The sequence below is a fragment of the Candidatus Pelagibacter sp. genome, assembly GCF_052049995.1.
Lineage (GTDB): Bacteria > Pseudomonadota > Alphaproteobacteria > Pelagibacterales > Pelagibacteraceae > Pelagibacter.
In genome coordinates this window covers 1-16840 of record NZ_JBNGYX010000006.1, presented here as the reverse complement: position 1 = coordinate 16840, position 16840 = coordinate 1, and the positions used below count along the sequence as shown (strand labels likewise).

Annotated in this window: 15 protein-coding genes; all 15 read left to right on the top strand. The window is 24.7% G+C overall.

Features of this window, described 5'->3' with window-relative positions; genetic code table 11:
- The first annotated feature begins 8 nt into the window (after positions 1–8).
- Positions 9–1019 carry a 16S rRNA (cytosine(1402)-N(4))-methyltransferase RsmH gene (gene rsmH, locus ACTT9Y_RS05415; protein ID WP_440933372.1) on the top strand — a complete coding sequence of 337 codons (1011 nt, stop codon included), beginning with the start codon at positions 9–11 and terminating at the stop codon, positions 1017–1019.
- Positions 1016–1321: a cell division protein FtsL gene (locus ACTT9Y_RS05410; protein WP_440933371.1), complete on the top strand. Its 306-nt coding sequence runs from the start codon at positions 1016–1018 to the stop codon at positions 1319–1321. Before rsmH ends, ACTT9Y_RS05410 begins: the two co-directional genes overlap by 4 nt.
- Positions 1321–3012 carry a peptidoglycan D,D-transpeptidase FtsI family protein gene (locus ACTT9Y_RS05405; protein ID WP_440933370.1) on the top strand — a complete coding sequence of 564 codons (1692 nt, stop codon included), beginning with the start codon at positions 1321–1323 and terminating at the stop codon, positions 3010–3012. The genes ACTT9Y_RS05410 and ACTT9Y_RS05405 overlap by 1 nt, the downstream gene beginning before the upstream one ends.
- A 2-nt stretch (positions 3013–3014) precedes the next feature.
- The gene (locus ACTT9Y_RS05400) at positions 3015–5858 is read left to right on the top strand and encodes a UDP-N-acetylmuramoyl-L-alanyl-D-glutamate--2,6-diaminopimelate ligase (RefSeq protein ID WP_440933369.1); all 2844 of its coding nucleotides are present in this window, start codon (positions 3015–3017) and stop codon (positions 5856–5858) included.
- Positions 5859–6944, top strand: a complete 1086-nt coding sequence (gene mraY, locus ACTT9Y_RS05395) for a phospho-N-acetylmuramoyl-pentapeptide-transferase (RefSeq protein ID WP_440933368.1) — start codon at positions 5859–5861, stop codon at positions 6942–6944.
- Positions 6944–8242: a UDP-N-acetylmuramoyl-L-alanine--D-glutamate ligase gene (murD, locus tag ACTT9Y_RS05390; protein WP_440933367.1), complete on the top strand. Its 1299-nt coding sequence runs from the start codon at positions 6944–6946 to the stop codon at positions 8240–8242. The genes mraY and murD overlap by 1 nt, the downstream gene beginning before the upstream one ends.
- The gene (locus ACTT9Y_RS05385; RefSeq protein ID WP_440933366.1) at positions 8229–9350 is read left to right on the top strand and encodes an FtsW/RodA/SpoVE family cell cycle protein; all 1122 of its coding nucleotides are present in this window, start codon (positions 8229–8231) and stop codon (positions 9348–9350) included. Before murD ends, ACTT9Y_RS05385 begins: the two co-directional genes overlap by 14 nt.
- Before the next feature lie 3 nt (positions 9351–9353).
- Entirely contained in the window at positions 9354–10418 is a 1065-nt protein-coding gene (locus ACTT9Y_RS05380; RefSeq protein ID WP_440933365.1) for a UDP-N-acetylglucosamine--N-acetylmuramyl-(pentapeptide) pyrophosphoryl-undecaprenol N-acetylglucosamine transferase, read from the top strand.
- A complete protein-coding gene (gene murC, locus ACTT9Y_RS05375) occupies positions 10408–11805 on the top strand; it encodes a UDP-N-acetylmuramate--L-alanine ligase (protein WP_440933364.1) in 1398 nt (465 codons plus the stop codon). The genes ACTT9Y_RS05380 and murC overlap by 11 nt, the downstream gene beginning before the upstream one ends.
- Positions 11802–12707: a UDP-N-acetylmuramate dehydrogenase gene (murB, locus tag ACTT9Y_RS05370; RefSeq protein ID WP_440933363.1), complete on the top strand. Its 906-nt coding sequence runs from the start codon at positions 11802–11804 to the stop codon at positions 12705–12707. Before murC ends, murB begins: the two co-directional genes overlap by 4 nt.
- A 1-nt stretch (position 12708) precedes the next feature.
- Positions 12709–13623 (top strand): D-alanine--D-alanine ligase, encoded by a 915-nt coding sequence (locus ACTT9Y_RS05365; protein ID WP_440933362.1) that lies wholly within the window; start codon positions 12709–12711, stop codon positions 13621–13623.
- Entirely contained in the window at positions 13604–14275 is a 672-nt protein-coding gene (locus ACTT9Y_RS05360) for a cell division protein FtsQ/DivIB (RefSeq protein ID WP_440933361.1), read from the top strand. The genes ACTT9Y_RS05365 and ACTT9Y_RS05360 overlap by 20 nt, the downstream gene beginning before the upstream one ends.
- Positions 14268–14972, top strand: coding sequence for a hypothetical protein (locus ACTT9Y_RS05355; protein WP_440933360.1), 705 nt, complete (start codon positions 14268–14270; stop codon positions 14970–14972). The genes ACTT9Y_RS05360 and ACTT9Y_RS05355 overlap by 8 nt, the downstream gene beginning before the upstream one ends.
- Before the next feature lie 63 nt (positions 14973–15035).
- Positions 15036–15956, top strand: a complete 921-nt coding sequence (lpxC, locus tag ACTT9Y_RS05350; protein WP_440933359.1) for a UDP-3-O-acyl-N-acetylglucosamine deacetylase — start codon at positions 15036–15038, stop codon at positions 15954–15956.
- Between the two features lie 50 nt (positions 15957–16006).
- Positions 16007–16840: outer membrane protein assembly factor BamD (locus ACTT9Y_RS05345; RefSeq protein WP_440933358.1), on the top strand; the 834-nt coding region annotated here is incomplete at its 3' end.

Below are 16840 nucleotides of genomic sequence, written 5' to 3'. Positions count from 1 at the left end.
AGAAATAAATGGACGCCACCATAGTACCGAAAATGCTAAAGCATTATCCGGTACTGCTAAAAGAAATTATTAGCGTTATTTCCCCTCAACATGGTGGCACATTTATTGATTGTACATTTGGTCAAGGCGGGTATTCCAAAAAGATTCTAGATTTTGAAAATACAAATGTAATTGCTCTCGATAGAGATAAAGAGAGTGAAAAAATTGCTAATCAATTAAAAGAAAATTTTGAGGATAGATTTATATTTAAAAATATTAAATTTAGTCAATTAAGTAATTTAAAACTTAAAAACGAAAACATAAGAGGAGTAATTTTTGATCTTGGTTATTCCTACACTCAAATAAAAGACCCAAAAAAAGGATTATCATTCGATAATACTGGTAAATTAAATATGCAGCTAGGATTAAATAGTTATTCTGCAGAAGATGTGGTCAATAAACTTGACGAAAAGGAATTAGAAAAAATTTTTAAATTTTTTGGAGATGAAAAAGAGGCAAAATTTATTGCACAAAATATCATAAAAGAAAGATCTAAAAATCAAATTGATACTAAATCTTTAGTTGAAATTATTGATAAATCAAAAAAAAGAAAAAATTTTAAAGTTCATAATGCGACCAAAGTTTTTCAGGCACTTAGAATATTTGTAAATAAAGAAATAAGTGAATTAATTTATGGTCTTATAAATGCCACTAAAGTTTTAAAAAAAGGAGGTGTTTTAGGCGTAGTTACATTTCATTCTTTAGAGGATAAAATAGTAAAATATTTTTTTAAAAGTCTCTCTGAAAACAAAAGTATTTCACGATATAGCCCTGTTGTAAAACAAGCAGATACATTATTTAATTTAATTCAAAAAAAACCAATAACTCCCTCAGAAGAAGAAGTAAGCGAAAACCCACCATCTAGATCTGCTAAATTTAGATATGCAATAAAAAAAACTGATTTTTATAATTTTGATACCGATATAGAGAAGCAATTCAGAAATTATATTGAAATTGAAAATTACGGAGACAAACTGTGAAAAAGTTTGTTTTAGCTCTAGTGATTTTTTTTTTAGTTCTATCAACTGCAATAATAAAAAATACAACTAAACAAATTGAAGATGAAATATTTGTAGTAAAAGAGAATATTAGAGTTTTAAATTCTGAATTTGGGAATGTATCCTTAGAGTATGATTATTTAAGTTCCTCAGAAAGATTACTTGAATTTCAGTCTCAGTATTTTGAGGATGAATTAATTCAAAAAAATATAAACGACATAAGAGTTTACAATACTTCAAATGATGGAAATAAAATCAAAAATTTTAAAATTATTAAAGAATAATGGCTGATAATAAATCAAAATTAACTATAGAGGACTACAAAAGTGATTTTACATTTAAGAAAAAAGAGAATGGATTAAATATTCAATTTAATCGTGTAGCTTTTATTTTCTTTGTTTTTTTTATTATATATTTAATTTACACAATACACCTAGTTCACTTAGGTTCACAAAAAAGTAAATTAGAAAACATCAATAATCTTACTGTATCTAAAAATCAGCTTTATCGAGCAGACATCATAGATATTAATGGAAATTATTTAGCTAAGACAGTTAAATCGATTGATATTGGTTTAAAAACTTCAGATATAATCAATGAAAAAAAATTACTTCTAAGTTTAAATATTATTTTTCCTGACAAAAATTTTGATCAAATTAAAAAAAAAATACAAACTAAGAAATTTTTTTATTTAGAGAAGAAAATTTCAGAAGAAAATTATGAAAAAATAATGAAATTAGGGGACAAATCTTTAGTTCCAGAAGAAAGAGTTTTAAGAATGTATCCACAAAAAAATCTTTTTAGTCATGTTTTAGGTCAGATAGATGATGATAATAATGGTATTTCCGGATTAGAAAAATCTTTAAATGATGAACTTAGAAAATCAAAAGAGTCAATTAAACTTACCTTAGATAAAGATATTCAATTTTTAATTAGAAAAGAATTAATTAAATATCAGGAAATTTTTAAAAGCAAAGGTAGTGCAGCCATTTTAATGAATGTTAATAATGGCAATATTTTATCATTAGTTTCTTTGCCAGATTTTAATCCAAATGAAAGACAAAATATTACAGATGTGAATTATATTAATAGGGTAACTAAAGGAACATATGAACTTGGGTCTGTATTTAAAGCATTTACTTTTGCTAGCGCTTTAAATGAAAAGGTAATTAAACCAGAGACTGAATTTTTAGATTTACCCAAATCAATTAAATGTGACAAATACAGAATCGGTGAGTACGACAATGAAATACCATCAGATTTAACTGCAGAACAAATTTTAGTTAGATCTGGAAATATTGGATCAGTAAAAATTGCCCAAAAGGTCGGCTCAGAAAAATTTAAATTATTTTTAGAAAAAGTTGGCGTGTTAAGTGATATTGATTTTGATATTGAAGAAGTTGCTCCTCAAAAAAATTATGATTTTGGAAAATGCAGGTTAGCTACAGCTTCTTTTGGACATGGAATAGCTACTACAATTCTTCAATTAGCAAAAGGTTATTCTGTTTTATCTAATGGTGGGTATGAAATTAAGCCAACATTAATTTATAAAGAAAATAATTTTAATAAAAAAAATAAAAGAATATTAAACAAAGGTATTTCAGAACAAGTTGTTAGCGCTTTAAGAAAAATTGTAAATACTGAGGAAGGGACAGCTAAATTTGCAGATGTTCAGAATTATGAAATTGGTGGAAAAACAGGAACCGCTGATCAACCTGAAGGAGGAGCATATTCTGAGGCAAAAATAAATACTTTTGCCTCCATTTTTCCCACATCAAATCCACAATTTGTTTTTGTTGTGATGCTAGATACTCCAAAAAAATCTAAAGATTATTATTATAAGTATAGACACCGAAAAGGAGGGTGGAAGGGTACACTTTATAATACAGCTGGCTGGACTTCAGTAGAGGTAGTAGGAAAAGTCATAGATAAAATTGGGCCTATTTTAGCCACAAAATATATAGAGGTTAATTAATTATGCTTCTAGGAAACTACTTTCATAAAATAAATAAAAACTATAAAAATTTTTCTTTTTCAGGAATTTCATTTAACACAAAGAGTATTAAAAAAAATAATATTTTTTTTGCTATCAAAGGAAATAGTATTGATGGTAATAAATTTATACCTAAAGCAATTAAAAAAGGATCTAAAATTATTGTAAGCGAAACAAAAACAAATCTATTCCAAAATGGAATTTTGTATATCCATACAAATAATGTAAGAAAATTATTAGCTGAAACAGCTTTTAAAATTTATAATAAAAAACCAAAAAATTTAATTGCAGTTACCGGCACAAATGGAAAATCATCAGTTGCAGATTTTTATTATCAAATATTAAAATTAAATAATAAAAAAGGTGCTTCAATCGGCACATTAGGTGTTAAATCAAAAAGTATTAATTTGAATTTATCTAATACCACAATAGATCCAATCAAATTAGCTAAAATATTAAGTAAGTTAAAAGAACAAAAAATAGAAAATGTAATTATGGAAGCCTCGAGTCATGGTTTAAAACAAAATAGATTAGATGGTTTAAAGTTTAATTCAGGTATATTTACTAATCTATCCCAGGATCATCTTGACTACCATAAAAATTTAAAAAACTATTTAAATGCAAAACTTTATTTATTTGAAAACCTAATCTCAAGAAAAGGAAATGTAATTACAGATAAATTAATACCTGAGTTTAAAAACATAAAAAAAATCGCAATTAATAAGAAATTAAAATTGCATACACTTGATGATGAGAAAAATAATCTAAAACTTTTATCTCATAATTTTAAAGGAGAGGGTCAATTTCTTAGATTTACATTAAATAGCTCAATAATGGATATAAATTTAAATTTAATTGGAAAAATACAATTAAAAAATGTTTTAATGGCAATAATTGCAGCAAAACATAGCGGTATTAGTTTAGATAAAATTTTAAATACAATTCCAAAATTAAAACCAGTTGAAGGAAGGTTCGAAAAAATTGGTAAAATAAAAAATCAATCAAAAGTAATTCTTGATTATGCTCATACACCTGATGCTCTAAAAACCTGTCTTCTAAATCTTAGAGAACAATTTCCTAATAAAGCAATCACAGTTCTATTTGGTTGTGGGGGAAATAGGGATCAAAATAAAAGATCAAAAATGGGGAAAATAGCTAGTGATTTTGCAGATAGTATCATTCTTACAAATGATAATCCTAGATTTGAAAATCCTCAAAAAATAAGAAGAGATATAAAAAAAGGAATCAAAAAAAAAAGAATTACAGAAATTTCTAATAGAGCAATAGCAATAAAAAAAGCTATTCATAATTTGAATTCAGGTGATATTTTGTTAGTCGCTGGAAAAGGCCATGAGAAAACACAAGATATTGGAAATAAGAAAATTTTCTTTTCAGATAGAAAAGTAATTTTAAATACTATTAAGAATAAAAATAATAATTTATCAAATAATTTAAAATTAAATGTAATTAAAGATACAGCTAAAATTAAAAAATTGTCCACCTCCACATCTTTAAAAACAGCAAGAATTAATTCTCAAGAAGTTACCAGAAATGATATTTTTTTTGCTATTAAAGGAAAAAAAAATGATGGTAATAAATTTGTTACACAATCATTCAATAGAAAAGCATCGTTGGCTGTAGTAAACAGATTTCAAAATAACTTAAATAAAAGTCGTCAGATTAAAGTAAAAAATACTTTAAAATTCTTAACAGATATTTCAAAAACTTTTAGAAAAAGTATTGATACAAATATTATAGCTATCACAGGCAGTTGTGGCAAAACTACACTTAAAGAATTGCTGGGCAATGTATTAAGTAAAATTACCAAAGTAAGTATTTCTCCAAAATCTTATAACAATAAATTTGGGGTTCCTTTGAGTCTTTTTAATTTAAAACAAAATGATGAGTTTGGAATTTTAGAAGTTGGAATGGATAAAAAAGGTGAAATTGATTATTTATCAAAAATTATAGAACCAGATGTTGGAGTGATAACAAACATAAATTATGCACATGCTAAAAATTTTAAAAATATTAAGCAAATTGCTTTAGCAAAATCTGAAATTATTAACAACATAAAAACTTATGGTTATGTTGTATTAAATGCAGATGATGGTCATTTTCGATTGCATAAAAAAATTGCCAAAGAAAAGAAAATTAATATAGTTTCTTTTGGTATTAAAAATCAGAGAGCAGATATTAAATTAATTAATACAAAAACTTTTGGAAAAAAATTTAAAATTAATATTGATTTAAATAATAAAAAGAAGGGTTTTATATTATCAAACGATTTTCAAAACAATATATATAATACACTTGCTGCTTTAGCAGTTATTAGTATTTATAAAAATATATTTAAACTAAATGAAAATATTTTTCTCAATTTCAAAATTCCTGGGGGAAGAGGGGATCATTCTGTAATAAAATTTAATAATAAAAAAATTAATTTAATTGATCAAAGCTATAATTCAAATCCTCTATCATTAAAATCAGCAATAAAAAATTTTGATAAAATAAAATCCAAAAAATCAAATAAATATTTATTAATTGGTGACATGTTAGAGCTTGGTAGTCATTCTAAAAAACTTCATAAATCTATTGCTCCAATAATTAATCAAACCAAGATAGATAAGGTATTTGTCAAAGGTAAAATGGCATCTATAATATTTGCAGGTATCTCAAAAGCCAAAAAAGGTAGGATTTTATTAAACAAATCTCAAATTATTGAATTGATAAGAAAAGATTTAAATAATAATGATTATTTAATGATTAAGGCCTCACTTGCGACAGGATTCAACGACATAGTAAAAGATCTGAAAGGATTGCATTAAATGCTTTATCAATTTTTATTAAATTTCGTTGATACTTTTAGTTTTTTAAATGTATTTAAATATTTAACTTTTAGAACAGGTTTATCTTTTTTCACTTCATTAGTTATTGTACTGATTGTTGGAGGTCCTTTTATTAAATTTTTTTCAAAACAAAAAATTTTGAGTCCAATCCGGGACGATGGCCCTGAAGATCATATAGTTAAAAAAATTGGCACACCAACAATGGGCGGTTTAATAATTTTATTTGGCTTGTTGGTGTCAGTGATATTTTGGGCAGATTTATCAAATATTAATATTTTATTTTGTGTCTACATAGCAATAACGTTTGGTTTGTTAGGAGCATATGATGACTTTAAGAAGATTAAATTTAGCAACTCATCAGGAATTTCATCAAAGTTTAAAATAACTTCACAAATAATATTAGCAATTATAGGAGTAAGTTTATTTGTTTATTTTAATGATTATCAAAATTTAAATAATTTATATTTTCCATTCTTTAAAAATTTAATCATAAATCTTGGATGGTTTTTTATACCATTTGCAATATTTGTAATTATAGGTTCATCAAATGCTGTTAATCTTACAGATGGATTAGATGGTCTAGCAACAGTGCCTGTCATATTAGTTGCAGCATGTTTTGCATTTATAAGTTATGTTACTGGAAATATCGTATTCTCAAATTATTTACAAATTCCCTACATCGAAGGAACAGGTGAAGTAGCAATTTTTTGTGGGGCAATTATTGGCTCTTGTCTAGGTTTCTTGTGGTTCAATGCTCCACCTGCTAAAATTTTTATGGGTGATACAGGTTCATTATCTCTTGGAGGATCTTTAGGTGCAGTAGGAATTATCACAAAGCATGAAATAGTTTTAGCTATTACTGGTGGACTTTTTGTACTAGAGGCAGTTTCAGTAATGGTTCAGGTGATTTCATTTAAACTTACTGGAAAAAGAATTTTTAGAATGGCGCCTATTCATCATCATTTTGAGAAAAAGGGGTGGCCAGAGTCTACAGTTGTAATTAGGTTTTGGATTATCTCCATCATCCTAGCAATGATTGGTTTAGCTACCTTAAAATTAAGATAATGAAAATATTTAATAATATTTTTTTAAGAAAAAAAATATTAATTTATGGTTTAGGAAAGAGTGGCATTTCATCTTATAAGTTTTTAAAAAACAAGTCTGATGTATATTTGTTTGATGACAATCAAAAAATTAAATTAAAACTTAAAAAAAAAATTATTAAACTAAAGCAAATTCAAAAAATAAATTTTGATAGAATTATCATTAGTCCTGGAATTGATGTCTCAAATTGTAAATTATCAAAATTTTTAAAGAAAAATTTTAAAAAAATTCATACCGACCTTGATGTTTTGTTTTCATTTTATAACAATGAAAGCATTACTATTACCGGAACTAACGGTAAATCTACAACTGCTAAAATTTTACATGATGCTTTAATCGATCAAAAAAGAGACTCAAGACTTATTGGGAATATTGGTAATCCAGCATTATCAGAAAAAAAAATTACAAAAAAAACAATCTTTGTAATAGAGGCTTCTTCTTATCAACTAGATTACAGTAGCGTATTTAGATCAAAATATGCGGTAATTTTAAACATAACTGCAGACCACATTGAAAGACATAAAAGTTTAAAAAATTATGTAGATGCAAAATTTAAATTATTAAAATCTCAAACAAGAGGATCTTTTGCATACGTAAAAAAAGAGGATGAACTAATAAATAAAAAATTAAATAAAAATAAATATAATTCAGAAATCTACAGAGTACAGACTTCAAGTATAGATAAAAAGTTTAATAAAATTACTAATAAATATTTCCTATCTGATGGTAATAAAGAAAATTTATCATTTATATTAAAAATTGCTCCAAGATTAAAACTTAATTACAAAAAATTAATTAAAACTATTAATAAATTTAAAGGTCTAGATTTCAGACAACAAATTATATTTGATAAAAAAAATCTCACAATAATTAACGACTCTAAATCTACAAGTTTTGCTTCCTCAGAAAATATATTAAAAAATTTAAATCATGTATATTGGATCTTAGGAGGAATTCCTAAAAAAGGAGATAAATTTAAACTATCAAAAATAAATTGTGAAAATATCAAAGCTTATATTTTTGGATCACATCATAGAAAATTTATAAAAATTTTAAAAAATAGATTAAAAATTAAAAATTTTAAAAATTTAAAAGAAACTCTTAAAGTTATTTTTTCAGAAATTAATATTCAGCAATCTAAAAAAAATATTATTTTTTTCAGTCCAGCTGGAGCTTCATTCGATAGTTTCAAAAATTTTGAAGATAGAGGGTATTATTTCAATCAGATAATTAAAAAATATATAAATGCAAAGCGATAGTATTGTTTACAAATTTTATTATCAGTGGTGGAAAAACATAGATAAATCTATTTTTTTACTAGTAAGTTTATTATTTATTATTGGATTATTTTTTTCTTTAGTTTCAACTTCTCTAATAGCTTCTGATAAGTTAGATACCAACAGTTATTTCTTCTTTTTTAAACATTTGATTTATGTGTTAATTGGAATATCTCTTATTTTTATATTTTCATCATTAAATCCAGATCAATTATATAAATACTCTATTATTCTTTTTTTTGTTTCACTTATTTCTTTATTTTTAGTTCCATTCATTGGTGTTGAAGTTAAAGGTTCTAAAAGATGGATAGATTTATTTTTTTTACCAAGATTTCAGCCCATAGAAGTTCTAAAACCATTTTTGATAATAATTTTAGCAACTATTCTATGTGATATAAAATCAAATATTTTATTTAAGTATTTGATATCTATTTTTTTGATATCTTTCATTTCTTTATTGTTAATAGCTCAACCAGATATCGGCCAAACTTTATTAGTTATATTTTGTTGGGCAGCTCTAATCTTCACATCAGGAATTAATATATATATTCTTTTAGCAATATTTATTGCTGGTGCATCTTTGCTTGCTTATCTTATTATTTTTGTTCCTAGGTTTGATTATATCCAGGGACGTATTTTTTCATTTTTTAATAGAGAAACAGGGACTCATAATTTTCAATCTGATAAAGCAATAGAGTCAATTACAAGTGGAGGTTTTTTTGGAAAAGGCATAGGTGAAGGAGTTCTTAAAAATAGGGTTCCTGAAGCTCATACTGATTATATTATTTCAGTAATTTCTGAAGAGTTTGGTGTTGTTGCCATAATGTTAATATTATTATTGTTTTTGATCTTAATCTATATGGTTTTTAAAAAAATAAGTTTTGAGAGAAATGATAAAGTTAAACTAATTTTAATTGGATCTATTAGTTTAATATTAATGCAGGCAACTATTCATGTCGGGGTTAATATAAGATTATTTCCAACTACTGGAATGACATTACCTTTTTTAAGTTATGGTGGTTCATCGATAATAAGTACATCAATACTAGCTGGGATAATTTTAAATTTAACAAAAAGAAAAATAAATTAATAAATGACAAAAAAAGTTTTAATTTCTACAGGTGGATCTGGTGGTCATGTGTTGCCAGCTATTACAATTTATAATCATTTAAAGAATACTCATGAAACCTTTATTTCTTCTGATATGAGAGGCCTTGCATATCTTGACAAGAATTACAAAGTATTTGTAATCGATACCCCAAAATTAAATAATTATTTTCTACTGCCTTACTCATTTTTAAAAATGTTTTTTCTAACCGTTAAATCTTTTTTACTTTTAAAAAAAAATAATATTTCAATTTTAATTTCTACAGGTGGTTATATGTCTTTGCCAATATGTTTAGCGGCAAAAATATTGGGAATAAACATTTTTTTAATTGAACCAAATATGGTTCTTGGAAGAGCAAATAAATTTTTTTTAAATTTTTCAAGAAAATTAATATGTTATTCAGAGAATTTAATTAATTTACCATCTGGAATTAATCACAAATTAATTACTATTAAACCTTTGATACGAAAAGAATATTATGAAACCATTACGTATCAAAAACACGATAATTTATTCACAATTATAATAATAGGAGGTAGTCAGGGTGCAAAAATTTTTGATAAGCTTTTAAATAAATCTTTTGTGAGTATAGCAAAAAAGGTTTCTATAAAAATTATTCATCAAACAAGTGAGAAAAATATTAATTTTTTAAAAAATTTTTATTCTCAAAATAATATTGAAAGTAGAGTTTTCAGTTTTGATCACAATCTTAATGAAGTTTTAAAACAGGGAGATTTATGCATAACGAGAGCAGGTGCTTCAAGTTTAGCTGAACTATCTTTTTTAAATATTCCATTTATAGCAATACCACTTCCATCATCAAAAGATAATCATCAGTATGAAAACGCAAAATATTATGAGGAACAGGATTGTTGTTGGATAATTGATCAAAAAAATTTCGACGACGAAAAATTTGAGAAATTTTTATTCGAATTGACAAATAAAAGTCAGGATTACATGACAAAAAAAAATAATTTACAGAAATTAAATTATCAAAATACATGGGATAATGTTAATCAAAAAATATTAAAAATTATTAATGAAAATTAAATTAGCAAAAACAGAACTTATACATTTTGTAGGAATAGGTGGAATAGGCATGAGTGGCTTAGCACTTATAATGAAAGGTAAAGGTTTTAAAGTTCAAGGCAGCGATATTGCAAATAATAAAAATATTGAAAGATTAAGAAAAGAAAAAATAAAAGTTTTCATTGGACACAAGAAAAAAAATATAGAAAAGGGGACTATCCTAGTTGTGTCTTCAGCTATTAAAAAAAATAATCCAGAGCTTCTTGCGGCCAAAAAAAAACAATTACCTATATATAAAAGAGGAGAAATGTTAGCCAACATTGTCTCTTTAACAAAAAATATTGTAGTTGTTGGTTCGCACGGTAAAACCACAACAACATCATTGATAGCTTCTATATTTCAAGAGACAAAAATTGATCCCACAATCATCAATGGTGGAGTAATAAATTCGATTAATAATTCAGCAAAGCTTGGGAAAAGTGATTGGTCTATATTAGAGGCGGACGAGTCAGATGGAAGTTTTATTTTTATACCCCCAACATATTCAATCATTACCAATATAGATCGAGAGCATATGGATTATTATGGCACTATGGATAAATTAAATAAATATTTTGAAAATTTTGTAAATAAAGTTCCTTCATTCGGAAAATCATTTATTTGTTTAGATGATCAAAATAATAAAAATTTAATTAAAAAAATAAAAAACAAAAATTTTTTTACATATGGCCTGGATGTAAAATCAAATTTTTGTATTAAGAATATAAAACAATTAAAAGAATTCTCTGAGTTTGACCTTATGATAAAATTACCAAATAAAAACAATCAATTAATTAAAAAATTTAAAATTCCTTTGTTAGGTATTCACAATATTAAAAATTCTACTGCTGCAGCAGCACTAGCATTAACAGTAGGTTTACCAATTAATAATATAAAAAAAGGACTTAAAAATTTTAAAGGTGTTCAAAGAAGATTTAATAAAATATTTCATTTTAACAATGTGAATTTTTATGATGATTATGCCCACCATCCTACAGAAATTAAAGAAGTACTGGATGGAGTAAAAAATGTTTATAAAGATTATGAAAAGATATGTATTTTTCAACCACATAGAATATCAAGATTAAAAGATTTAAAAAAAGAATTTACTTTTGCTTTCCAAAATGCAGATAAAGTTATTTTATTTCCAATTTATACTGCTGGAGAAAAACTTAAACTTGGATTTAGCTATATAAATTTTGCTAAAGAAATAATTAAAAATTCTAAAGTTCAATTATTTTTAGTTGATGATAAGTTCCAATTAGCAAAATTTATAAAGGCTAATATTTATGGAAAAAAAATAGTTATTGGTATGGGCGCCGGAACTATTTCAACTTGGATGCGTGAATTGCCTGACCTATTAAAATGAGTAAAGTATTAAGAGAATTATTATCTGAATTTAATAATAATATAAAGTTAGATTATGATCTTAAAAAAAAAAATTGGTTTAATATTGGTGGTAAAGCAAAAATATATTTTAAAGCTGACAACCTAAAAACTTTAATTAAATTTCTTAAAAAAATTGATAATAAAGAAAAAATTTTTATTTTGGGGGGCGGCTCTAATACTCTAATAACTGATAAAACATTTAATGGAGTAGTAATTAAACTTACAAATAATTTTAATAATATTTCCTTGCACTCAAAAGAAATTATTATAGCTGGTAGTGCAGTTTCAGATAAATTGCTATCTGAATTTGCTATGGAAAATAGTTTAGGAGGTTTTGAATTCCTTTCATGTATACCTGGAACAGTTGGCGGAGGTATAAAAATGAATGCAGGTTGTTTTCAAAGAGAATTTAAAGATATACTGATTTCTGTTCAGGCAATAAACAAAACTGGACAAGTTATTACAATACCTTCAAAAGATATTAATTTTAAATATAGAGATAGTGGATTATCTGACGATCTTATTTTTTTGAGCGCTTCATTTAAAGGATTTAAGAAGAACAGGGATCTAATTAATAAAGAAATCACATACCTTAAAAAAAAAAAAGAACAATCTCAACCAACAAGAATGAAAACAAGTGGTAGCACATTTAAAAACCCTGTGGATCAGTCAGATAAAAAAGTTTGGCAACTAATTAAAGAGTCAGTACCACTTAAAAAATCTTTTGGAGAAGCATCAATTTCTGAAAAACACTGTAATTTTTTTGTAAATAAAGGTAATGCTAAGTTTGAAGACATGAAAAAATTAATAAATTTTGTATCAGAAAGTGTCTTTAAAAAAACAGGGGTTAAATTAGAGACAGAAATAAAAATCTTAGAATAAATTGAAAAAAAAAGTACTTATTTTATCAGGTGGAATTTCTAAAGAGAGATTAATTAGTCTTGATACAGGTTATCAAGTGGCTAAAGAATTGAAAAAAAACGGTTATAAAATTAAAATTTCTGAGCCAGATGATAATTTGGAAAAAAATATTAAAATATTTAAACCAAGTGTAATTTTTAATGCGTTACATGGTCAGTTTGGTGAAGATGGGTATATTCAAACTATATTAGAGAGATTTAAAATTCCATATACTCATTCGGGAGTAATTGCATCTTCTATTGCAATGGATAAAGAAATTTCTAAAAAAATATTTATAAAAAATAAAATAAAAACTCCAAAATATTTTACATATTCCTACGACTTACCGACGTTTGATTTAATAAAAAAAATAAAAAAAAAGTTAAAATTCCCAGTAATTGTCAAACCTTTAAATGAGGGCTCTAGTGTAAATGTATATATTTGTAATAAAAAAAATATAACTAAAACTCTAATTTCAATTAAAAATTATAAAAAAGTTATGATTGAAGAGTTTATTGGGGGTAGAGAAATTCAAGTTGCCATAATGGGAAATAAGAAATTAGGCGCTATAGAGTTAAGACCAAAAAGAAAATTTTATGATTATAAAGCAAAATATAATAGTAGTGCAAAAACAGAACATATAATTCCAGTAAATTTAACTTCAAACAAAATGAAACAGTTATTAGATATAGCTTTAAAAGCTCATAAAATTATTGGGTGTAAAGGAGTTACAAGATCAGATTTTAAATTTTACAATGGAAAATTTTATTTATTAGAAATTAATACTCAGCCAGGAATGACAAAATTATCTCTAGTACCTGAAATAGCTGCTTATAAAGGAATAAGTTTTTTAAAATTAATTGAATGGATTTTAATTGATGCAAATAAAAAAAAGTAGAAGAGTTTTAATTTATTTTTTTTTACTAATTTTATTAGGTTCTATAAACAATATTAGCTTTAATAAAATTAATTTCAAACAAGCTAAAAAAATTAAAATAATAGGTCTTGATGTTTCGGAGAGTAAAATTCTATCAAAAAAAATTCAAAATTTAAATTTAGAAAATTTTTTTTTACTTAACAGTGATAAAATAAATCAAATAATTAATTCAAATAATTTGGTTGAAAACTATAAAATTATAAAAATATACCCGTCAACACTAGCCGTTTATATAAAAAAAACTGATTTAATTGCAAAGATTAATCTGGAAGGAGAATTATATTATATTGGTTCTAATGGAAAACTTTTAAACAGTAATTTTTCAAATAAAGAATTACCTCACATTTTTGGTAAACCAAATGTTCAAGACTTTTTAAATTTTTTAAAATTTTTAGATAACTCAAAATTTTCTTATGAAGAAATAAATTCCTTTTATTATTTTCAGTCAAAACGATGGGATATAAAGCTTAAAAATAATGTTGTAATCAAGCTATCCAATAAAAATATAAAAAAATCTTTAGATAGAGCCTATAGATTTTTAAATGATAGTAGTTTTGAAAATTTAAAAATAATAGATGCTAGAATAAATGATAAAATTATAATTAATGGCTGAAGAACAAGATTTAGAAACATTTGTAAGTATTTCACCAAAAGAATTTGGAGTATATCTTTTTGATATAAAGAATCGAAAAAATTTATATTCAAAAGAGTTGAAATTAAATAATGATACTCATTCCATAGATTTTAAAAGTTTAGATTTATTTCTTGCTGAAAACATATTTAAATTAGAAAAATTCAGAGGTGAATTTATAAAAAATATTACTTTAATAATAGAGCACATAAAAATATCTAATATTAACTTTGCTATAAAAAGAAAAAATTATGAGAAAATAATAAATAGAAAATATTTTGAAAATACTCTTATTGATGCCAAAGATTTATTTAAAGAAAATTTTCAAAGTGAAAAAATCATGCATATAATAATTAATAAGTATCTTGTTAATGGAAAAAATTATCCCACTTATCAAGAAAGTTTGCATGGAGACTCTTTTTGTGTCGAACTTAAATTTATTTCTATTCCTATAAATTTGACTGCTCAAATTGAAAGTATGTTCCAAAAGTATCATATTAATATTAATGAATACTTGGATGGTAAATATATCAAAACTTTATCTCAAAATAATTTCACTATTATTTCAGATTTAGCCTACAAAGTTAAAAGTGGATATATTGAAAATGAAGTAAAATTAATTCCAAAAAACTACAAAAAAAACGGAATATTTGAGAAGTTTTTTCAACTATTCAGTTAATACTGTCTTTTCTTGTAACATTAGTTGTTTTTAAATTTGTAACATTTCAAATTAAATTATCTTGTGTCCTACCTAACTCAAAAAACTATAAAAAAAGATACTACATTTACTGGAATTGCACTTCATAGTGGTCTTGATGCAACAGTCACTATTAAACCAGCGGACCCTAATTTTGGAATTGTATTTAAAAGAGTTGATTTAAAAAATAATAATTTAGTTTATCCAAATTTTATGAATGTTACCAATACATCATTAAACACGACTATAGAAAATGAATATGGAGTTAAGGTTTCTACAATAGAACATTTGATGGGAGCTTTATTTTGTTTAGGAATTGATAATGCATTAATAGAAATTAACAATGAAGAAGTTCCAATTCTAGATGGATCAGCCAAAGTATTTATTGAAAAACTTATTGCAGCTGAAATTAATTCTAGCGATCATCCAATAAAAATAATCAAGATAAATAAAGAGGTAAAATTTTCAGATGGCGAAAGATTTATTTTAATTAAACCTTCTACATTAAGTTTAAATATTGATTTTGAACTTAAATATAAAAATAAACTTATTGGTAATCAAAGAAACAAAGTCAAAGTATACGAAGATGATTTATCAGACGTTTACAATTCAAGAACTTATTGTCTTTATGAAGATATCGAATTAATTAAAAAAAAGGGTTTAGCAAAAGGTGGGAGTTTAGATAATGCTATTGTGGTCAAGGATGAAAAATTATTAAATAATGATGGCCTAAGAAATCAAAAGGAATTTGTTAATCATAAAATTTTAGATTGTATAGGAGATTTGTATACATCTGGATATAGAATTGTAGCAAGTATTATTTGTTCTCAAGGGGGCCACTATTTAACAAACCAATTATTAAGAAAAGTATTTCAAAATAAAGAAAATTTTTCAATATTAGAAATAAAAGAAAAAAATCTTCCACATACATTAATTAATAAAAATTTACTTAGATCTATAGCATAAGAAAAAAGCTAGCTTTAAAAAGTTTCTCTGTGTAAGTATAATCTATCAAGATGATAAAAATATTTGGTTTGTTATTTTTTTTTGTATTAAGCATCTCATGCTCAAAAGATGCAGTAAAAACATCTACGATTACTGAAAAAAGTTTAGATCTTCAAGTCAAGGAAGCTTACTTAGATGGAATGGAAGCTTTAGAGGAAGGAGATATATTTTTTGCAGCAAAAAAATTTAATGAAGTTGAAATACTTTTTCCACAGTCAGAACTAGCACCAAAATCATCCTTAATGGCAGCATACGCTTATTATTCTCAAGATTATTATATTGATTGTATTTCAGAATTAGAGAGATTTTTGAGGATTTATAAATTTCATAAAAATTTAGATTATGCTTATTATTTATTAGCAATATCTTACTACGAGCAAATCGCCGATGAAAAAAAAGATACTAGATCAATATTAAAATCAAAAGAGTATTTTGATTATCTTGTAAATAATTTTCCTAACACAGAATATGCTATTGATGCTAGGTTTAAAATTGATTTAATCAATGATATTTTAGCAGCTAAAGAGATGTATGTAGGTAGATATTATATTGAGAGAAAAAAATGGATACCTGCAATAAATAGATTTAAAGTAGTTATTAATGATTATAATACTACAATTTATGTTGAGGAAGCCTTACATAGACTTGTTGAAATTCATTATATTCTAGGTTTAAAAGAAGAGTCTAAAAAGTATGCTAATTTATTAGGTTATAATTATCAATCTTCAAAATGGTATGAAGAATCTTATATTATCTTTAATAAAAACTATAAAAAAAATAAATTAGATGGAGATAAAAAAGAAAGAAAAAGTAAAATCTTAAATAAATTTAAGTCTCTTATAAAT